Here is a 19,602-nt window from a genome sequence, read left to right on the forward strand (position 1 = left end):
CCGCACTCTGTAACGCTAGCTCAATTTTACTGCAATCAACGTGATATCATCCCGGATCTTCTCATAGCTTAAAAAACTGGTAAAATCCTTATGGATTTCTTCCACTATCTGAGCGGGCTTCAAGCAATAAATTTCTGTGATCAGCTTTTTTAAACGCTCCTGATAGAGTCCATTCTCAGACTGCTGCTCCGGCAATCCATCAGACATAATAAACAGCGTCATAGCCGGTGACAAATGGTGGCAAGAATCCCCATACTTTAACAGGTCAGGGAATATACCTGTGGAAACAGGCAGTCCGCCATTATTCAGCTCTATGATATGTTCTTCATCCTTGATTAATAGGGGGCAAATATGAAACCCCGCATTGCAATACGTCAATTCTTTGGTCTTTAAATCAAAAACAACCATGAACAGGCAAACCAGGTATTCTTCCGGATACCCTTCCTTTAGATATTGCTCAACAAAAAAATCCATGATTTCCTGAGGAGACAGCAGCTGTCCCGGGATATGCTTCAGTCGGAAAAAACTATTGATGGTGTCTTTGACAAAAATGGCCAGCATAGCGCTGTCCAAGCCATGTCCGGAAACATCGGCTATATAGCATACATATTGTTCAAAATAGTCATTGAGCAGCCCATGATCAACTTTAAACGCATCAAAGATATCCCCGCCCAACTCTTCAGCCGGAATATATAAAGAAGCAAAAGAGATCCGCTCCGTGTCAGGAAGGCTCTCCGGCAAGGTGCGTTTATGAATCTTAACCGCATTTGCTATTTCAACATCCAGCTTTTTTCGTATTCTCTCATACTCAATATATTTTTCATTGCCATAAATATAGATATAATCGTCCTTCAGCAGAAATTTAAGGTGAAGGCTCACAACCCCTTGCTTGCCGTTCAGCAAAAACCTCTCCCAGCCGGCTGGCTCCGCCGCCGCACTGGCTATAAAGTCTTTGGCCTTATCACGATGCCTGCTCTCAATGATATCTCCAAAACGCTTATGTTCCAACTCTGCTTCTTGATAGCCTAAGCAGGCCTGCATCATCCGATTGGCAAACACAATCTTCCCTTCAGTGTTGCAAACCAGGATATAGTCATCCATCATATCGGTTATGGTTTTCGTTATTTTTACCAGCTCAAAATTGCTCTCCACCGATATGTACCTCCCAACCCGTTTATAACGGGTTCTTCCTTTCCTCTGGAAAATCCTCTTTGATCCAATTATAACATCTTATCCAAAAAATGCTTTAAAAAATCGCCTTAAATTTGCATTTTTCGACAAACGAATTTTCTATTTATTTTTTCTTGTAATTACTTTGATATCCAAGTAATATAGAGATAAAGATAGTTTGATATCAAAGTAAGTGGAGGAATTTCAATGAGTCGTTATCTGGGTGAACAAAAATTAATTGAAGAAGCGCAGACAGGTTTTCCTAAAGGCATCACCAAAATTACGGACCAGGTTTATTTTGTGTTGGGCTATGGCAGCAGTACCGCAACCTTGATCGAAGGCCAGGAAAGCTGTGTCCTGATCGATACCCTGAATGGACATGAAGCTGCTGAAGAGGCCTTAGCGGAGCTTCGCCAATTCACAGATAAACCGATTAAAACCATTATTTTCACTCATTACCACCACTTTGATCATACCGCCGGCGCCGGAGTTTTCGCTGCCGAGGGGTGTGAGATCATCGCCAGAACTCCGGCCTACCCCCAATACACACGCTCCGAGCTGCTCAAAGATATCGCGGCTATCAGGGGAGCAAGGCAATTTGGAGTAGGCCTGACACCGGAGGAGATCATTTCTATGGGCATAGGCCCTATGAATGAGCTCAACGGCACCCAAGCCATCCTTAAGCCGACACGGTGGTTTTCCGAAGACTGCTTAACACTGAACCTTGACGGCATTGAAGTACACCTGGTTGGGGCGCCGGGGGAAACCGATGACCAGCTGTTCGTTTGGCTGCCCCAGTTTAAGGTGCTGTGCAGCGGGGATAATTATTACCATTCCTGGCCCAATCTTTACGCCATTCGTGGCGGACAATACCGGGACATCAGTCAATGGGTAAGCTCACTTAACGCTATGCTTGCCTATGATGCCGAGCACCTCTTACCAGGCCATACTAAAGCGATCAGCGGCAAGGAAGCTGTTCAGGAGAATTTAACGAATTACCGTGATGCCATTCAATACATATTGGAAGAAACCTTAAAAGGCATGAACAAAGGAATGACCATCGCTCAGTTGGTTGACACTGTCCAATTGCCTGAAAAGTGGGCGGCCCTGCCCAATCTCCAGGAGTATTACGGCACCGTGGAGTGGACTGTCCGCTCCATTTACACAGGCTACCTGGGTTGGTTTGACGGAAATCCCACTAAACTGGGAGCTTTGCCGGTTGGGATTAAAGCGGAAAAAACCCTGACCATCATGGGCGGAGCTGAAAAAGTCTACGCCGAGGCCAAACAGGCTATTGAACATGAGGATGAGCAATGGGGTGTTGAACTGTGTGATATCCTCCTGGATGCCGGAGAAAAGGTGGCAGAAAGCAAAGCCCTTAAAGCGGAAGGGCTCCTCCATTTAGGCCGGATGCAGATTAGTGCCAATGCCCGGCATTATTATCTGGCATGTGCCAAAGAGCTTCTGGGCAAGGGCGGTCAGGCTAAATTGGCCGGCGCAGCCATAGACATGGACAAAAAAAACGAGGGATAAGAGATAACCAAAAGCAAAAACAACCAAGGCTGCCCCCTGTCAAGCAGACAGCAGCCTTGGTTGTTTTTTCGATGCCATATTTATCAGGAAAAGTTCAGGTAGATGCGCTCCAGGACCTTTTGGAAGATTTCCCTTTCTTCAGCACTGATCCCTTGATACTCCAACCTAGCCAGGCTTTGGGAAATCTGAAAAAAAGCCGGTTCCAGCTCTCTTCCTTTTGGAGTAAGAAAAACCAGGGTTGACCGGCTATCCTGAGCATTCTTCATGGTGGCCAGATAACCCGAATCGATCAACTTATTGACCGAATTGGTGACTGTAGAGCGATCCCGATTGACTCGTTGGGCAATTTCGCTCATGGTTAATTCGGAGTCTCGAAATAAAGCGACCAACACAGCCCCGTGGGAAGGAGCTATATCCGTAATCCCTCGCTTTTCAAGCTCAGCGAGGATAAAACGATTGGCCCGCTCATTGATTCTGCTCATTAGATTAATTGTATTATCAGTCTCTATCTGCTTCATAAGTAAATTATAATTTGATATCAAACCAAACGCAAGCAGTTGCTTGACTATTCACCCAGCAGATAATTATTCTCCTCATTGGCTTCTGCCAAGGTTCTCATCTCAAAGGATTTGCATCCTGAGGCAATAAAAGGATCCCCTTGAGCTATGCTCGTAGCTTCAGCCAAATCCTCAGCCAGGAGAACGACCATCCCCCCAGGATAATCTGTAAAAGGCCCGCAAAGTACAAGTTTGCCCTGGCTCTTTAACTCTTTTAAATGTTCCACACTCGATAACAATATCCCCTACGTATACCGCTTTTCCCGAGATACTGACATTGATGAGTGAGTCCTTCTTCTCCACAGAGACCCTTACTATCCCCTTCCGCCCTATTTCATTCCCCTGCTCAATAAGCAGCTCTCCTCGATGGCCAGGTTTAATATAGGATATATAGTAAGCACCCATAACCCCGGAAGCAGTACCTGTAACTGGGTCTTCTATAGTTCCTGAATGTGCAGCCGAAAAATGCCGGCCGTGCATGCTACATCCTTTATCAAAGGTATCCAGGCATACCGGATGGATTGAAGCAGTCGGTATTTGGGTTAAAATCTCCTTAAATCTTCGATTGTCCGGTTTCATACGCCAAAAAGCATCGAGCTTTTTAATGGGAAGGATTAATGTCCAGATGCCTGTGCTGCCATAAACAACGGGATACTCCAAAGCAATGTCCTCTTTTAATAAGCCAAGGGAATCCGCCAGCTGGTCCAAGTCTCCGTGAAACTCCTTAAATTCGGCCGGTGCCTGAGCCATTTTAATCTCCTGATGGGCATGATTATAATGAACATCAAGGATACCTGCCAAAGTCTCAATGCTCAAATCTCTTGAGGACGTGGTATTATTTCTTGTCATCAATCCAAAAATTGAGGCAATGGTACCATGTCCGCACAAATTCATTTCATGGCCCGGGGTAAAATAGCGTATGCGCAAGTCTGCTTTGTTTGACTTTAATATAAAGGCGGTTTCATTAAAGCCCACCTTTTTGGCGATACTCTGCATCTGCTCTGCTGTCAGCGGATCAGCAGCAAAGACAACTCCTGCGGGATTTCCTTGACCAGGAGTAGCAGAGAAGGCCTCGTAATGGGCAACATTTATTAGTTTGCTTTTTTCCGACAAACTCTCATCCCCTTGCCTCTTCTATCACTATCTTTTTATCACTATCTACATTCAGGCCATTTCATTTTAAATGATATACTTGATTGATATGTTTGGATTTTATATACCAAATCATAGCTATAAAATAGCCAATGATCGGTGACAGGCCATATCCCATCAAAGGGACGGGAAAGTTGCCAGGCACTGTGGAAACAAGAATGATGCTATAATAAACGCCGATGCATCTTGAAATTAACCCCGCATTTTCAGGAGGAAATAGTAGAAAAGGTATCGGTAAGATTGCCAGGGAAATGATTCCCAAAATTAACCACAAGGTCCCCATATCCGCTGCCATGCTTACTATTCCCTCCACATGATTTACTGGAGGCAGACTGTCCAAATGCATCCAGGATAAAATAGCACATACTGAAAAAACGCTTATTATAAATAAACGTAATAGTTTACTTTTCGTCTCGCTGCTGATCAAAATCATCATTGGGATCGCGAACCCAGTCAATTGAGAAGCATCCGGCTGAAAAAACAGCACGAATACTGTTCCTATTGCCGCAACGCTGCCCACTCCAAATCCTTTAGTCTGCACTATCTGCCCCAGCCCGATGATGATTATAGGTAATACTATCATAGCAATATTTAACTTTATGATCCCAATCGATATCCACCGATGTACACCTTCCATACCCGGGTTTAGAAAAGTCAAAATTAAAAGGCACATGGCGATGGGCACTATGATTGTTTTATGTTTACTTCCACTGAAGAAATCAAACTTATATGTAACCACAATCCAATAAATAAAACTCATTGCCAAAAAACAGATAATATTTTGGCCCCAAACCAGAGCTGGAACATGATTTTGATACATGGCCAGCACTCCTATAGCCATAGAAGGCACTGCAATCATAATCGGCATCAATCTTTGTAAGGGCAATGGATTCATTCCTTTCTCTGTCGGTTCCCTCCCCCAAAGAGCCTTTGAGTGTAGTTCAAATGTTGCAGCGTTGCACCATTCGAACTCTTCCCCCCCTGCTGGAGGAGAGCATCAGCCCGTACATTACCGAAAGTTCACCTATCCCTATCTATCCTGCAGCCTGGTTCCTGCTGACTGCTAATCAGCTAAGGCGGACAGTAAGCACACGCTTCCTCCCGCAGACCAGCCTATTATTGTAAAATGCTCCACTGCCAATTTACTGACAAAAGCAAACAGGTCATCAGAAAGCTCTTTGATAGTATCGATTCTATTATTATAAGTGCTGTCGCCAAACCCTCTCAAATCGATGATATAGGCTTTGAAGCCCGGCGGCAGCCTTTCCGCTATAGGCAGAAAATGAACTCCCGAGCACATATTGCCATGTACCAGAAGCAAAATATTATTGCCATTGCCGGCTTCCCGATAAGCCAATGTTTCTCCATTTTCCAACTTCAAGTGTTTTACCGTTAAATGATCCGTCATTTCATAAATCTCCTTAGCCTCCTTAGACATGTTCGGCAACTTTTCAACTTCCCAACTTCCCGGAGAAGCTCCAACCCGCTCCCCAAGGTCTGAGCCCCACCCTCTGTGAACCAGGGGGCGGGGTTGAATCTCTGGACCCTATACTTATTATATACTTTTCCGGCCTTAATAGCGATGATGGCCGCTATTCTATCGGTTCTTTTCGCTCCTGGCGAAAAAGAAGGTGCCGATGACCAGGCAAAGCACTGTCAGCCCGACAATGGCGGCAAAATTGACCACCGGATTAAACATAACCACACTGCTATATTCCGGTGTACCCCTATACACCACCGCCCGCACCAAGTCCAGGCAGTAGGTCATGGGCATCATCCGGCTCAAAACCAGCAAAACCCCGCTGGAATGATTAATGGGGATAATTGCACCCGATAAAAACATTTGCGGCATGGTGATCAGCATAACAGCCAGGTTCGCCGTCTTTCTGTTTTGAATAAGCCCAATAAGAATCATGGCCAGAGCCCCGGCTGAAAGACAGATCAAAGGAGACAGGGCCAAAATCAACAGCAACTGGGTGAAGGGCAGGGTGATGCCCATTATCAATCCGACAATCAGCGTTCCCACCATACTGATGACAGCGCCGAACATGGAGCCAAAAATCTTGCCGATCACGATCCCATAGCGGGATACCGGAGCAATCAGCATCTCTTCACTGAAATTAGAGTCATGGTCGTCCACTAAGGAAGCCACTCCCATGGTGGTGGTCATAAACAACATGTTCACCAGCATCCCCACCAGCATGAAAGTACCGAACTGAAAGCCGAGGCCCCCCGCCATGTTCTGCATCAGGTTACCGCCGATCATGCCCATCATGATAATAGGCATAACCAGGCTCATGATCAAGGTTCCGGGAGCTTTAAAGGCCACGGTAACCTCCCGTGCGAAAATCGCCAGAACTGTACTTGCCTCCCGATAGATCCGGGACTTTTTCCGGGTTAAAACCTGCTCGCTCATTGTGCTTCACCTCCTGATTTGTTTAAGAACTCTATATAGGCATCCTCTAAGGAAGGCTCATGGATTTTGAGTACCGTCAACGGTGTTTGCAGCCTGGCGATCAGCTCCTGGGCCGTTCGCCCCTGAAGGGTAACACTGATCTGCCCGTTGAGTTTATAGGACAGGTTTAACCCGGACAGTTCGGCGGTTAAAGCGTTCCTGTCAGCGGCGTCCACAATCAGCTCCTGGCGGAGCAGGCTCTGTTTCAGTTCAGTCGGAGACTGGCAAGCCGCGATTTTGCCGTGATTGATAATACAAACTTTATCTACATTCTCCGCTTCGTCAATATAGTGAGTGGTAAGGAACACCGTCGTGCCGTATTCCTGACGCACCCTATCGATGTAATCCCACAGCCCCCTGCGGCTTACCGCATCCAACCCCTGAGTCGGTTCGTCAAGAAACAGAACCTCCGGTGTGTGCATCAGGCTGCGGATAATCTCCAGCTTGCGCTGCATCCCCCCAGAAAGGTTTTTAACCGGCTTGAACAAGGCATCCTTGATGCCCACGATCTCAGCTAACTCCAACACCCGCTTGCGATAGGCGGGCGGCATGAGCTTAAAGCTGGGCTGATAGGTGCACATGCCATAGAGAGCGGCGTGGAAGCGGATATTTTGCTCTGCGGTAAGCTGGGCGTCCAGGCTGGGCTTCTGAAAGATAATGCCTATTTTTTCGCGCACCTGCCGTGCTTCTTTTTCCACATCAAACCCGGCGATTTTTACTTCCCCAGAGGTTTTGGAAAGGGTAGTCGTAAGAATGGAGATACTTGTGGTTTTGCCCGCCCCATTGGGACCGAGAAAGGCAAAGAACTCACCCTTGTTCACCGTAAAGCTGACCCCATCCACGGAAGGCGTTTTTGCGCCTTTGTACTGCTTAACCAAATTTTTCACTTCGATTACGCCCATGATGAGGCCTCCTTTTTGCTTACAATAGACTTCTTTAAGGTCTTAATTCCCCAAACGAAAAAAATGATAATCGACATAACAAAACCTCCGTTACATTTGATACCCCTATGGTAAAGGGTCAAAATAAACGGAGGTTAAATGGAGTTTAAACGCAATGTAAACCGGGCAGAAAAATTTCAAAGGTTGTCCCTTTGCCGATTGTACTCTCGACCCTGATGCTTCCCCCATGCAGGTCCACAATCTTCTTGACCAGGGAAAGGCCCAGCCCGTTGCCGCCTGCCGAACGGGCGCGGGCTTTGTCGGCCTTATAAAACCGCTCAAAGATATGAATCCGGTCCTCCGGCCCAATCCCGATGCCGGTATCCCCAATGGTCACCTGGGCTGCATCGCCTTCCTGTCTCAGCCCTATGCTGATCTGCCCGCCTTCCGGCGTAAACTTTATGGCGTTGTGCAGGAGGTTGGTCCATACCTGGGACAGCAAATCTTCATCACCGCAGAGAATGCATAGGGGCAGATCCGCCTCCAGGGTCAGGTTCTTTGCCGACCATTGGGGTTCCAACAGCAGGGCGACATTCTCCAATTGTTTATCCAGCCGGAACTCCTGCCTGTTCAAGGGCAGCTTGCTGTTATCCAGCGTGGTCAGCTTCAGCAGGTTTTCACTAAGGCTGGATAGCCGCCTGCTCTCCGCTTCAATAATCTCCGCATAGCGCCGGCGCTGTTCTACAGGTAAATCCTCTTTTTTCAGCAGCCCCGCAAACCCACTGATGGAGGTAAGGGGCGATTGAATCTCATGGGAGACGTTGGAGATAAAGTCCTGCCGCATGGTTTCCAGATTGCCAAGTCCCCGGGCCATATCATTGATGGCTTCAGCCAGGTCATGGTGCATATCGGTTGCTTTGGCGTCCAGAAATACATCGAAATTCCCCCGAGCGATCTGAGCCAGAGCACCGGTCAGGATATCGTGGATGTTTTCATGGGATCTTTGTCCCCTCCGCCCGCGCCATAGGGCTGCCAACCCCGCCACCGCGGCAATAAGGGCCAACGCCGTCAGACCGGAAAACACCTGCCGCAGCAGCTCCGACGGCGGCCCTGTGACACGGTAAATCAGGGCCGTGATCCCATATCCTCCTGCCAGGGCGCTGCCATAGACCAGGATCAGCATCAAAAATCCCCGGATCACAGAAGGAGGTCCCGGTCTGGGACGTTCATTCCTCATACCTGCACCTCCAGCCGATAGCCTAACCCCCGCACAGTGGTAATCTTAAAGCCGGATTTCTCGGCGGGGAACCGTTCGCGCAAACGGCCAATGTGGACATCCAGCGTTCGCTCATTACCTTCAAAATCGTAGCCCCACACACCTTCAAGGAGCTGGTCCCGGGTAAAGGTCCGCCCGGGAAAGCCTCCCAGTTTGAACAGCAGCTCAAATTCCTTCATGGGAATATCCTCACCCACCTCGTTGAGGATGACGGAATAGCTGTTTTTATCAAGGGTGATATAGCCGATTTGAATGGTTTGGGAGGCTTCAATTCTGTATCGCCGCATAAGCGCCTTGACCCGCAGGAGCAGTTCGTCCCCATCAAAGGGTTTCGTCAGATAATCGTCCGTCCCGGCCTCAAAACCTTTCACTTTGGCCGGCTTTTCATGTTTCGCCGTCAGCATCAGGATCGGCAGATCTTTGTAATCCTGACGCAGTTGGCGGCAAAGCTCATAACCGTCCATATTTGGCATCATCAGATCAATCACCGCCAGGCTGGGATTCGCTTCGCTTATTTTTTCCAGCGCCTCGCGCCCGTCCCTGGCTTCACACGTTGCAAACCCGTCGTTTTTGAGAAGGGTGCAGACCAGTTCCCGGATCGTCGGGTCATCGTCCACAATCATAATTTTGCTCATCATCATTCACCTCGCCACTTCGTCACCTCGTATGCAGGGTACCGCACCAATGTAAACGGAAGTTAAACGAATTGCAATAATCAGCGGGGCTGTTTAGCTTTGGCGTATTCTTTGGCTTCCTTGCCGGTGATGTGTTCGACGTCAATAGCCATAATATATGCTTGCGTACATTTGCTTATCTCCTGATGTTTGGCTTCTTCAGACTGATCCCCTGAATACTTTTCCACCAAAGCCTTAAAAGCTTCCAGCCGTTCATCCCCTTCCACAATTCTTGCTTTGCCAAAAGCGATCACGCTGCGGAAATAGGACGTATATTCTGCACTTACTATGGTATCCTCATCGATTACGGCAAAAGATACCTTAGGGTTCTTCATCATGGCCTCCAATTTATGTCCGGCCTTTGCCGAATGAAAATAGATTTTGTCATTGAAATAGACATAGTTGAAGGGAACGGCGTAAGGGTAATCTTCATCACCCAGGCAAGCCAGGACACCATTTGTGCATCTGTCCATGACAGCCACGGTATCTTCCCTTGATAATAATTGTTTACCTCTTCTCATTTCTCTAAACATGAGCAGTTCCTTCCTTTCATCCCCTAATTCCTGACCGGCATCGGCACAAGTCCGCCAAGATCAACTAAAGTTTTTCTATTTTGATCTCAACATCTCGGGGTAATGCCAACCCGCATGCGACCTCAATACCTTTTATGATAGCGGATGGTACGGGACAGGCAGGATGCTTGCAGTATTTCTTTCCCAGTTCATATACCTGGGATTCCCCCAGCTTGGCGAAACATTCTTTAAATCCATCCACTTCTTTCAGTTCCTGTTCCAAAGGTTTAAGATTGGGACAGGCTGTCTGAAATTCAATCAGGGCATTTTGCTTATCTTCGGAATTCACCTTGATGAGCGATTTTAGACCACAGACACCTGGGTTCACTTTTACTTCTACCATGTACTTCTAACTCCTTTCTCTATTCCCCATTTATCCGCTTTCAGCAATTGCCCAAAAGCGGAGCTTTCGCCTTTCAATCTTATCCTCTATAAAAACATATCCGCCAGCGCTACCTTCAGTCCCTTGAAATAGACCGACTCCACATAGTCATGAGCCCCTTTATAAAAGGCCGTGCTGTCGGTTATCTCATTTTGGTCAAGGCTATAAATGGTTACCAGGTTGTTTTTCGGATCGACCATCCAGTATTCTTTAATTCCGCATTGCTTGTAAAGCTCCAGCTTTTTCAGGATATCCTTACTTCTGGTGGAAGGTGAAAGGACTTCAACCGCCAGGGTTGGCACCCCTCGGTACTTACCTTGTTTGTCCATATTATCCCTGTCGCAGATTACAATGATATCCGGCTGGACAACACAAATATTGTCCTCGGCCTTAAACAGGGTAATGTCAAAAGGTGAAGTGAGAGGAATACATTTTTTATTCTTGAACCAGTTATAGAATGTGCCATGAATTTCATTAACAGCATATTGGTGCTCGTAAGAAGGAGACGCCAGATTATAGATAACGCCGTCAATCAACTCAAACCGCTGTTCGGAAGCCTCCACCAGTTCCAAAAACTCTTCGTAAGCCACCCTTCCCTCACGGCTTTGATATTCAGCGGCACCTTCCGCCAGCAGGCTTTTATTAGGGTCGTCACAAGGCAGGATTCTGGCGATATCCTTGCCGTTTTTGGTCACAATGATTTCTTCATTGACCTCCACAAACTTTAAATACTTGCCAAAATTGTTCTGGACCTCTGTCGAAGGAACTCTCATCATCATCCCTCCCTATTAGCTAGATATATTCTATTATGCATATTATTAGCTAATTAATCAATATTTCTTCATAAATTAGCTATTTTCCAGCAACATAAATATCTCCATCCAGGTCTTCATTATTCAATGCTATATTGTCCAGTTTACAATTCTCAATTGCGCAATGGGAAGTCCTTAACCAATGAAGGGCTGTTTTTTTATTTTACAAAGCCGCATGATCGTATCTTTTCCAGTAATCAAGGCCACAGGCAGCCCGCCGGGGGGCTGCAGCCACTGACCGCTTAAAAAGAGATTCTGCAAGCCTTTGATTCGCCCTGTATGGGACATCATTGTCCCGCTGACCGTAGGTAAAAACGACATAAATGCCCCCCGATAGGCGTTGCAGTACCGTTCAAATGTTTTCGGTGTAGCCACATCCAGCAAACTGAGTTTTCCCTGCATTTGCGGAAAACGCATCGCAATCGCCCGGATGACTTCTTCCCCGACTCGCGACTTTTCCCGGCGATAGGAGCCGGGATCTTCAGCCAGGGCATGCCATTGATCATAATCAGCCGGGAATTGGTTAATGCTGCAGATCAGCAACGTGCATCCAGCCGGGGCAAAGTCCGGTTCATAGCTATAATGAGTTATTGTCAGATAGTCTATGGTTGTTTCATTCACCTTAAAGGGGGCCACCGGAAAGCGCAGGGTGCGCGGAATCTCCTCCATCGTGCCCTCATAACCGATGGCTATATGAATTTCTGAGCCCAAGGGATAGTCCGTGGGATTATTATAGCGTTTTTGAAAGTCAGGATCAGGGTACTTCCCCTTAAGCAACCGCTCATAAAGCACATGGGCATCACAAGCAGCAATAAAATAATCAGCCGCAAAGGTTTGGCCATTGCTGCAAATAACGCCGCTGACCTTGCTGCCCTCCTTATGCAGCCCGATCGCTTCACAAGAGGTTTCGATGCGCCCCCCCAGGCTTAAATAGCGCTCTGCCATGCGCTGCGCAAATTTCTTGGAACCCCCATAAGGGATGGAAGCCTGGCCCTTCGTAAAAGCTGCCAGAGCGAAGAAAACCGACGAGGCACTATAGCCATCCGGCAGAAAAGAAGCCAGTGTCTCCCGCAAAGCCGGGTGTTTAAAGGTTTTAGCGTATTCCTTTAAGCTCATCTTACCGAATTTCCGCATGATCAGCCCAGCGTCTTTCATGGCCATCATCAATTTGACCTTTTCCAGCGGCCCCAGCAAATCCCGGGGTTTTTCCACCGGTATCTCATAAGACTGCAGTTGTTCAATGGCTTGGCAAAAATCATCAATGGCCTCCGCGTCCTGGGGAGACAGTTCAAGCCAACTGGATTTCAGCCGCTCCAGATCGCGATACAGATGCACGGCAGCACCGCTTGCATGTTCAAAAGTCAAAAAGCTTTCCTGATGATAGATTTCCACCCCATCCAGGGCACCTACTGAAGTCCAAAGCTCATGGATCGGGGTTCCTTTTTTCGTGCCGACCAGCCAATGAATGCAGCCGTCGATATGATAACCCTGACGATCCCAGCCTGTGCATTCTCCGCCTAAAACGTGGTTTTTCTCCAGGATCATGCTGGCAAAACCATTCTTCTGAGCGAAGATGCCCGCACTCAACCCGGCGATCCCTCCGCCGATAATGACCAGCTTAGCCATTGTTTATCCCCTCTCCCCTTTTTATATTCTGCATGCGCCAAAGATCTCTTCCCGTTTCCATCAGCACTGCTTCAGCTGCTTGATCATCCAGCCAGGGGGGTAAGTGTCCGTTAGCGATCATAACGGATAAGCCGGTTTGAAAGATCCGCATTTTCAAGAGCAGATTCCTGCGTTCTTCAAGGGTCCAGCCAGTCATCGTTTCATCCCCGGCAAGCAATTGGAGTAAGTTATGTTCAACGGTTTCATAGGAATCCATATAGGAATTGGGCTGCATGAGCAGCTCACGGAAAAAAACCGGATACTCCCGTGCAAAAGCTATACTGGCTTTCCCAATAGTTTCGAAGGGATGGGAGCCTTTTTGCCGGGCCAGAATTTCATCGGAAAGGGCAAAAACACGCCTGATCACAGCCTTGGTCAAATCATCAATGGCAGCAAAATTGACATAGATCGGAGCCACTGAACAACCAAGAGCTTTGGACACATTTCTGGCGGTGATTCCTGAAAATCCTTCTTCTTTAGCAATGTTAAACGCTGCTTCGATAATGTCTTCCTTGCTGACCTTTTTTTGAGGCGGCATATCAACCCTCCTAAATATAACTAACGTTATATAACCATAGTTATATAATAATCAATAGGATGAGAGCCGTCAATAACCTCCCATCCTGAAGGGTCAAATAAGGCAAAAACATACTTTCAAAGAACTGCCCCCAATAAAAGAGGCGTATTTTCTAATGAAAATACGCCCGGTCCGCTCTCAGTCTTAAACATGAATAATGTCAGGAATCAGAAGCTTTTGGCAAACAGATCATCTTCATCGTCGTCATCTTTTAAGGACAGATCTTGATCTGCGGAGGCCACACAAGCCTGCTGCATGGTCGGATAGCCGATGGTTCCTGCCACACCTACCACATTCTGCACTTCGCAGGATGCGGCTCCGGGAACACGGAATTTCCGGATATCCAGCATGGGCACAGGAGTTTCCTGCGGTTCGGGAAGCTGCGGCACATAGCTGTAAGGATAACGGTAAGCGCGGTAATAAATCGTGGCCGGATTAGCATTAAAGGGCGAGATAAATTCCCAAACCACTTCTTTCATCCGGGTTACCTCAAAGAAGCGTCCCCCGCACCCTTCCGTAATCAAGGTGTTGCCATTGGGAAGGCGTTGGGCCGCACTGGTTAAAGGACTGTAGAAGCGGTAATCGGAAATTCCGGGTTGTCCGTAATCCATCAATTCGCTGGCCTTGAGCTGCCACACCACTTCCATGGTGACCGGGTTCAGTTCAAGGACCCGGGAACGGTCGGCAATGTCTACTTTGGTTCCATCTTTCGAGACATTATTGGGGGCGCCATAGCCTGCCCAGCCTCCATTGTCAAAGATCAGGATGTTGCCGGCACCGGGGAGACCTTGAGGAATCATATGAACATGGTGTTGCCCGATGATTTGACCGATCTTCCTCAGCTTTTTATCCTGAGCAAAATCCGGCCCCATTTTCCAGATCACTTTGCCGGTTTTCTTGGCAATAATAGCCATAATATTGGCTTCACGGGCATCCCAGATAATGTTGTCAGGATGGAAGCGCTCATCCCCTTTATCATACCATTTGTTGGGACCCAGGACACTGGCGGAATTAATATGCATCCAGTCCCCCATGCCGCCCCCGGCTTCATGCATGTTGGGATTGCGATAAAGAGCTAACTTCGCTGCTGCACTGAACCCATACTCATTAAAATGATCGACGGCATGCCACTCCCAGACAATATTGCCCTCCCAGTCCACTTCGATGATCACGTCATCTAAGAGCTGCTTATCCGAGATTTTTTTGTGATAACAATTTTCATGACTAAGGATAAGGGTGTTGCCACTGTTGGTCCTGCACTCCATTCCCGGAACATAATACCCCACAGGGTTTCCCTCTCTTTGATAGTCATGATGCTGACGAGCCATCCATTGCGGTTTTTCTCCCTCATCTTCGATATATTCCTTTTTAGCAAATTCCCAAACCACTTGGCCATCCCAGTCTACCTGAACCAGATCAATTTGATCCTGATAACCAAATTTGCCGTTCCTGCGGCCACGGCTGCCCATCACATAGCCTCCAGGGAGCAATTTATTGGGAAATCCCTGCAGATCCTTAAAGACGCGAACCACATTACCATTCATATCGATTAAAACGCAGCCTAAACCCGGGGCCTGCATAATGGTATAACCGTTAAAGCATTTTTCAGGATTATAGATGGTCACTCCGGTGGGATGAACAAAAGGCTGACCCATTTAAACCACACTCCTTATCCTTTAATAACATTCAGGAATTCGAATTTTCCCTGAGCCCTTTAAGCCTTCATTTCCAGGGCAGGCTTGCGCACCGGTGAATTGTCCGACCGCCATATAGCAATCCCTGTATAGCCGTAAATTATGGAGAATATGGGAACAATCCAGCACATAAAGGCATAGGGTGCATATTCATAAGCACTAACGCCAAGGACTCCCAGAATATAGAAGGCATGAACTCCCCAAGGCAGCAGGGGACTGGCAATGCAGCCGCCATCTTCAACAGTTCGAGAAAGGACCCTCAAGTGCAATCCTCTTTCCTTAAATACCGGAGCATAAGCACGTCCCGGAATAATCATGGAAACCGATTGACTTCCTGTACCGATCAGCATGACATAGCTGGCAAACAGAACGGCGATGATCAGGCGGCCCGTGTTTTTAGCCCATTTCAGACTGGCCTCAACAATCACTTCCAACACCCTGATCTTTTCTAGTACTCCGCCGAAGGATACTGCAGCGATCAATAACATGACAGTACTGGTAATACTGTTGATTCCCCCGCGGCTAAGCAGGTTGTCCAATTGCTCCACACCGGTGTTCCCAACATAGCCGCTGACGCTGGAGTTAAGAATCGCAATGATGGACTGCCCTTGGCATATCAAGGCTACTAAGGCTCCGAGAACAACCGACAGCAGCATCAGCGGAACGGCGGGAGTCCGGCGGTAAGCCAGGATAATCAGCACCAAAGGCGGAACCAAGGTCCATAGGGAAAGGTTAAAGGTCAGGTCAAGGGTTTGCAGGATAACTGCAATGTCCCCGCCCAAATCACTGCCGCTGTGATAATTCATGCCCATCACGGCATAAATGACAGCGGTTACTACAGCAGCAGGTATGGTCGTCCACATCATGGAGCCAATATGGCTGAATAAATCAACTTCGCAAACAGAGGAGGCTATATTGGTTGAACTGGATGCCGGAGACATCTTATCCCCAAAGTAAGCTCCGGAAACAATAGCACCCACGACCAAAGGCAAAGGATAGCCCAGGGCCTGGCCGACGCCCATCAGAGCAATACCCACCGTCCCCATCGTCCCGAAGGAGGTTCCGGTCATTGTCGAAGCAACGATGCAGAGGATAAAGGTTGTCACCAGGTAAGTCGAGGGGGAGATAAGCTTTAATCCCCAGTAAATGATCGTCGGAATGGTACCGGAAAGAATCCACACCCCGACCAGCATGCCCACGACGATCAAAATAAACACAGCAATATGAACCCGTTGGATAGAATCAGACATTCCTTCCTGCAAATCCTTCCAGGAATAACCCAGGTATTTCCCAAATAAACAAGAAATCACTGTCGCAATAATCAAAGGCAGGATAGCGGGCAGCTTGGCCATAACGGTACCCCATAAAATAAAGAGTACGGGAATGACAAAGGCTACGATAGCAAAAATCAGCCCTGGTTTTTTGGTGCTACTCTCATCAGCCATTCATTGACCCCCATTCAATTGTAGTTCAACAAGGGAATTTCTCAATAAGGTTCGGCCTATCTGATTGATCGTCCTCCTCTCCGGCGTTCTCAGCCTAGACCCCGGTTTGTTGCGCAGAAGGGATATTCCAGGCATGGACCCTTCTAAGGTGATTATATTATCTGAATCTTTCTAAATCTGTTGTCGAATTAACATCTTGCAAAATTATCATATTTTTTTATTGTTATGTTTTTAAAATCCTATCCTGCTTGATTGGAAAGCAGGCATGCGGAAGGGAGTACCACCTGCCGCCTTAAAAAGCAGCCATAGGTACTCCCTTCATGAATTATCCGGCTTAGAGGTGCTTATGATTCCATAACCTCTTTCAACTTTTCCAGATCATTGATGATCATAAGATGGGTATGGTCTTTTAACGCCTGGATCTCTTTTAAATGTTTCAGGGCCTGATTGACTGTAACCCGATGCATCCCCAGTGTATTGGCTATATCCTCCTGGGTAAGCGGAATGGATGAACTTCCCCTTTTATCCACAAGGATACGTCCTTGATGGAGGAGATAAATCAATTTAGCCACACGAGCAAGCGGTTTATTAAAAACGCAATCTTCCACTTGGGTGGATAGGATATGAACCTTGCGTGAAAGAGTTTTGATAATGGATAGAGTGAGGTCAGGAAATTTGGGGATGATCTCCTGCATAATTATCTCCATGGGATAAATATATATTTCACAATCTGTGACAGCAAAAAAGTTATAATCACAGGGCTTGCGGTTAAAAAAGGGGGTCTCGCCAAAAATAGACCCGGCTTCAATATACCAAAGAATTTTTTGACTGCCTGAAGGACTCTGGGCCACTGTTTTGATCCGTCCCTTATTCAAATAATAGATGCAGTCGATTTGGTCACCGCTATGGATAATGATTTCCTTCTTTTTGAACTTTTTAAATATCCCATGTGCAGCAGGAGCAGTCCAGTCAGCATGCGGATTTTCGCATATCCAAGGTGAACCCAGCAATTCGAAATCATTCGTTCCCTCATTCACAAAATCCCCTCCCCCACCTGATTCCTTTAATTGCTATTAAAATAGCATACTTTTAGAAGCCAGGCAACCACCTGTGCTCTTGCTCAAATTCTATGAAATAACGAACTACCAGGGACAAATGCCTATTTGTCTAAATTTAAAAAATTTTTTCGAAGATGTTAATTTGACAACAGAATAAATAAAACACAGCTCCTATAATCATTTTAGAGGGGATCCATGCATGGAATTATACCCGCAATCTTTTAAACAATAACAAAATGTGAGGAGAGATGATCATGAAAACCTATCCGGCAGAGCCCTTTCGGATTAAGGTCGTTGAACCTGTTCGGTCGATGAAGCGTTCAGAACGTGAAGAGGCCATGAAAGAAGCAGGCTACAACACCTTTTTGCTGAAGAGTGAGGATGTCTATATTGACCTGCTCACAGATTCCGGCACCACTGCCATGAGCGATAAACAATGGGCCGGTATGATGATCGGTGATGAAGCCTACGCAGGGAGCAGGAATTTCCTGCATTTGGATCGAGTGGTTAAAGAGTATTATGGCTTCAAGCACCTGGTCCCCACTCATCAGGGACGGGGCGCGGAAAACCTGCTCTCCCGACTGATGATTAAGCCCGGGGATTATGTGCCCGGCAATATGTATTTTACTACCACAAGATACCATCAGGAAGCCAACGGAGCTACCTTCAGAGATATTATCATTGATGAAGCCCATGATTCAGCCAACCGGCATCCTTTTAAAGGAAATATCGACCTGAAGAAGCTCCAGACCTTAATCGATGAAGTAGGCGCGGAAAAGATTCCTTATATCTGCCTTGCCGTTACTGTCAATCTGGCCGGGGGACAGCCCGTTTCTATGGAAAACATGAAGACCGTCCATGAGCTTGCCCACAAACACGGCATCAAGGTGTTTTTTGACGCAACCCGCTGTGTCGAAAACGCTTACTTTATCAAAAAACGGGAAGCCGGTTATCAGGACAAGGCCATTAAGGACATTCTCTTGGAGATGATGAGCTATGCCGACGGAGCCACCATGTCGGGCAAGAAGGATTGCCTGGTTAACATCGGCGGTTTTCTGGCTATGAATGATGATCAACTCTTCCTCAAGGCCAAAGAGCTGGTTGTGGTCTATGAAGGTATGCCTTCCTACGGCGGCATGGCCGGTCGGGACATGGAGGCCATGGCTATCGGGATTACCGAATCGGTGGATTATGCTTACATTGAACACCGTGTCGAGCAGGTCGCCTATCTTGCCGATCAGCTTTTAGCGGCAGGAGTTCCCATTGTGGAACCGGTGGGCGGCCATGCCGTATTCCTCGATGCCAGACGGTTTTTGCCCCACATTGCTCAGGACCAATTTCCGGCACAGGCTCTTGCCGCCCAATTATATATAGAATCCGGGGTACGCTCTATGGAAAGAGGAATCATCTCCGCCGGGCGTGATCTTAAAACAGGAGAAAACCGCCATCCCAAGCTGGAGCTGGTAAGGCTGACGATTCCCCGCCGGGTTTATACTTACGCTCATATGGACATCGTGGCCAAGGCAGTTATCGATCTTTACCAGAAAAGAGAGACCATCAGAGGGCTTAAATTTGTTTACGAACCAGAAATGCTGCGTTTCTTCACCGCCAGATTTGAGCATATTTGATTAGGACTTCACCAAAGACGGTGTCCGGCTGATGCCGGAGCCGTCTTTTGCTATAACCTGTTTTTCGCCGC

Annotated in this window: 20 protein-coding genes; 2 read left to right on the forward strand and 18 right to left on the reverse strand. The window is 47.3% G+C overall.

Going from position 1 to position 19,602, the window contains the following annotated elements; all coding sequences use genetic code 11:
• Positions 1-15: 15 nt before the first annotated feature.
• A complete protein-coding gene (locus BUA14_RS05125) occupies positions 16-1,152 on the reverse strand; it encodes a SpoIIE family protein phosphatase (RefSeq protein WP_072771582.1) in 1,137 nt (378 codons plus the stop codon).
• Positions 1,153-1,377: 225 nt separating this feature from the next.
• On the opposite strand from BUA14_RS05125, the gene BUA14_RS05130 reads away from it, so the two are divergent.
• A complete protein-coding gene (locus BUA14_RS05130) occupies positions 1,378-2,703 on the forward strand; it encodes an alkyl/aryl-sulfatase (RefSeq protein ID WP_072771583.1) in 1,326 nt (441 codons plus the stop codon).
• A gap of 83 nt (positions 2,704-2,786) precedes the next feature.
• On the opposite strand, the gene BUA14_RS05135 is transcribed toward BUA14_RS05130, so the two are convergent.
• The 17 genes from BUA14_RS05135 to BUA14_RS05215 form a co-directional block, all read right to left on the reverse strand.
• Positions 2,787-3,185, reverse strand: a complete 399-nt coding sequence (locus BUA14_RS05135; RefSeq protein WP_242954556.1) for a MarR family winged helix-turn-helix transcriptional regulator — start codon at positions 3,183-3,185, stop codon at positions 2,787-2,789.
• A gap of 83 nt (positions 3,186-3,268) precedes the next feature.
• On the reverse strand, positions 3,269-3,487 hold the full coding sequence (locus tag BUA14_RS05140; RefSeq protein WP_242954557.1) for a YciI family protein: 219 nt from the start codon (positions 3,485-3,487) through the stop codon (positions 3,269-3,271).
• Positions 3,393-4,373: a PhzF family phenazine biosynthesis protein gene (locus BUA14_RS05145; RefSeq protein WP_084078446.1), complete on the reverse strand. Its 981-nt coding sequence runs from the start codon at positions 4,371-4,373 to the stop codon at positions 3,393-3,395. The genes BUA14_RS05140 and BUA14_RS05145 overlap by 95 nt, the downstream gene beginning before the upstream one ends.
• 61 nt (positions 4,374-4,434) lie before the next feature.
• Positions 4,435-5,232, reverse strand: coding sequence for a hypothetical protein (locus BUA14_RS05150; RefSeq protein WP_242954558.1), 798 nt, complete (start codon positions 5,230-5,232; stop codon positions 4,435-4,437).
• 243 nt (positions 5,233-5,475) lie between these two features.
• On the reverse strand, positions 5,476-5,820 hold the full coding sequence (locus tag BUA14_RS05155; protein WP_242954559.1) for an alpha/beta fold hydrolase: 345 nt from the start codon (positions 5,818-5,820) through the stop codon (positions 5,476-5,478).
• Between the two features lie 189 nt (positions 5,821-6,009).
• Positions 6,010-6,828: an ABC transporter permease gene (locus tag BUA14_RS05160; protein WP_072771586.1), complete on the reverse strand. Its 819-nt coding sequence runs from the start codon at positions 6,826-6,828 to the stop codon at positions 6,010-6,012.
• Positions 6,825-7,769 (reverse strand): ATP-binding cassette domain-containing protein, encoded by a 945-nt coding sequence (locus BUA14_RS05165; protein WP_072771587.1) that lies wholly within the window; start codon positions 7,767-7,769, stop codon positions 6,825-6,827. The genes BUA14_RS05160 and BUA14_RS05165 overlap by 4 nt, the downstream gene beginning before the upstream one ends.
• 145 nt (positions 7,770-7,914) lie before the next feature.
• Positions 7,915-8,985, reverse strand: a complete 1,071-nt coding sequence (locus tag BUA14_RS05170; protein ID WP_072771588.1) for a sensor histidine kinase — start codon at positions 8,983-8,985, stop codon at positions 7,915-7,917.
• Entirely contained in the window at positions 8,982-9,659 is a 678-nt protein-coding gene (locus tag BUA14_RS05175) for a response regulator transcription factor (RefSeq protein WP_084078467.1), read from the reverse strand. Before BUA14_RS05175 ends, BUA14_RS05170 begins: the two co-directional genes overlap by 4 nt.
• An 80-nt stretch (positions 9,660-9,739) precedes the next feature.
• Positions 9,740-10,231: a pyridoxamine 5'-phosphate oxidase family protein gene (locus BUA14_RS05180; RefSeq protein ID WP_072771589.1), complete on the reverse strand. Its 492-nt coding sequence runs from the start codon at positions 10,229-10,231 to the stop codon at positions 9,740-9,742.
• 64 nt (positions 10,232-10,295) lie between these two features.
• Entirely contained in the window at positions 10,296-10,613 is a 318-nt protein-coding gene (locus BUA14_RS05185; RefSeq protein ID WP_072771590.1) for a DUF6951 family protein, read from the reverse strand.
• A gap of 86 nt (positions 10,614-10,699) precedes the next feature.
• Positions 10,700-11,425 carry a type II toxin-antitoxin system Phd/YefM family antitoxin gene (locus BUA14_RS05190; protein WP_072771591.1) on the reverse strand — a complete coding sequence of 242 codons (726 nt, stop codon included), beginning with the start codon at positions 11,423-11,425 and terminating at the stop codon, positions 10,700-10,702.
• Between the two features lie 174 nt (positions 11,426-11,599).
• Positions 11,600-13,090, reverse strand: coding sequence for a phytoene desaturase family protein (locus BUA14_RS05195; RefSeq protein WP_072771592.1), 1,491 nt, complete (start codon positions 13,088-13,090; stop codon positions 11,600-11,602).
• Complete coding sequence (locus BUA14_RS05200; RefSeq protein ID WP_072771593.1) at positions 13,083-13,667, reverse strand: TetR/AcrR family transcriptional regulator; 585 nt, start codon at positions 13,665-13,667, stop codon at positions 13,083-13,085. The genes BUA14_RS05195 and BUA14_RS05200 overlap by 8 nt, the downstream gene beginning before the upstream one ends.
• Before the next feature lie 206 nt (positions 13,668-13,873).
• Positions 13,874-15,361, reverse strand: a complete 1,488-nt coding sequence (locus tag BUA14_RS05205; protein ID WP_072771594.1) for an aryl-sulfate sulfotransferase — start codon at positions 15,359-15,361, stop codon at positions 13,874-13,876.
• Between the two features lie 59 nt (positions 15,362-15,420).
• Positions 15,421-16,845, reverse strand: a complete 1,425-nt coding sequence (gene nhaC / locus BUA14_RS05210; RefSeq protein ID WP_072771595.1) for a Na+/H+ antiporter NhaC — start codon at positions 16,843-16,845, stop codon at positions 15,421-15,423.
• A 344-nt stretch (positions 16,846-17,189) separates the two neighbouring features.
• Positions 17,190-17,882: a Crp/Fnr family transcriptional regulator gene (locus BUA14_RS05215; protein ID WP_072771596.1), complete on the reverse strand. Its 693-nt coding sequence runs from the start codon at positions 17,880-17,882 to the stop codon at positions 17,190-17,192.
• A 275-nt stretch (positions 17,883-18,157) separates the two neighbouring features.
• On the opposite strand from BUA14_RS05215, the gene BUA14_RS05220 reads away from it, so the two are divergent.
• The gene (locus BUA14_RS05220) at positions 18,158-19,531 is read left to right on the forward strand and encodes a tyrosine phenol-lyase (protein WP_072771597.1); all 1,374 of its coding nucleotides are present in this window, start codon (positions 18,158-18,160) and stop codon (positions 19,529-19,531) included.
• Positions 19,532-19,602 lie beyond the last annotated feature (71 nt).

Source organism: Desulfitobacterium chlororespirans DSM 11544, from assembly GCF_900143285.1.
GTDB classification, from domain to species: domain Bacteria; phylum Bacillota; class Desulfitobacteriia; order Desulfitobacteriales; family Desulfitobacteriaceae; genus Desulfitobacterium; species Desulfitobacterium chlororespirans.

Bases quoted from the DNA above. Each gene is read 5' to 3' on its own strand.
- BUA14_RS05130 (WP_072771583.1), top strand. From the start codon at position 1,378: ATGAGTCGTTATCTGGGTGAACAAAAATTAATTGAAGAAGCGCAGACA.
- BUA14_RS05135 (WP_242954556.1), bottom strand. From the start codon at position 3,185: ATGAGCAGAATCAATGAGCGGGCCAATCGTTTTATCCTCGCTGAGCTT.
- BUA14_RS05150 (WP_242954558.1), bottom strand. From the start codon at position 5,232: ATGTATCAAAATCATGTTCCAGCTCTGGTTTGGGGCCAAAATATTATC.
- BUA14_RS05155 (WP_242954559.1), bottom strand. From the start codon at position 5,820: ATGACGGATCATTTAACGGTAAAACACTTGAAGTTGGAAAATGGAGAA.
- BUA14_RS05160 (WP_072771586.1), bottom strand. From the start codon at position 6,828: ATGAGCGAGCAGGTTTTAACCCGGAAAAAGTCCCGGATCTATCGGGAG.
- BUA14_RS05165 (WP_072771587.1), bottom strand. From the start codon at position 7,769: ATGGGCGTAATCGAAGTGAAAAATTTGGTTAAGCAGTACAAAGGCGCA.
- BUA14_RS05170 (WP_072771588.1), bottom strand. From the start codon at position 8,985: ATGAGGAATGAACGTCCCAGACCGGGACCTCCTTCTGTGATCCGGGGA.
- BUA14_RS05175 (WP_084078467.1), bottom strand. From the start codon at position 9,659: ATGAGCAAAATTATGATTGTGGACGATGACCCGACGATCCGGGAACTG.
- BUA14_RS05180 (WP_072771589.1), bottom strand. From the start codon at position 10,231: ATGTTTAGAGAAATGAGAAGAGGTAAACAATTATTATCAAGGGAAGAT.
- BUA14_RS05185 (WP_072771590.1), bottom strand. From the start codon at position 10,613: ATGGTAGAAGTAAAAGTGAACCCAGGTGTCTGTGGTCTAAAATCGCTC.
- BUA14_RS05190 (WP_072771591.1), bottom strand. From the start codon at position 11,425: ATGAGAGTTCCTTCGACAGAGGTCCAGAACAATTTTGGCAAGTATTTA.
- BUA14_RS05195 (WP_072771592.1), bottom strand. From the start codon at position 13,090: ATGGCTAAGCTGGTCATTATCGGCGGAGGGATCGCCGGGTTGAGTGCG.
- BUA14_RS05200 (WP_072771593.1), bottom strand. From the start codon at position 13,667: ATGCCGCCTCAAAAAAAGGTCAGCAAGGAAGACATTATCGAAGCAGCG.
- BUA14_RS05205 (WP_072771594.1), bottom strand. From the start codon at position 15,361: ATGGGTCAGCCTTTTGTTCATCCCACCGGAGTGACCATCTATAATCCT.
- nhaC (WP_072771595.1), bottom strand. From the start codon at position 16,845: ATGGCTGATGAGAGTAGCACCAAAAAACCAGGGCTGATTTTTGCTATC.
- BUA14_RS05220 (WP_072771597.1), top strand. From the start codon at position 18,158: ATGAAAACCTATCCGGCAGAGCCCTTTCGGATTAAGGTCGTTGAACCT.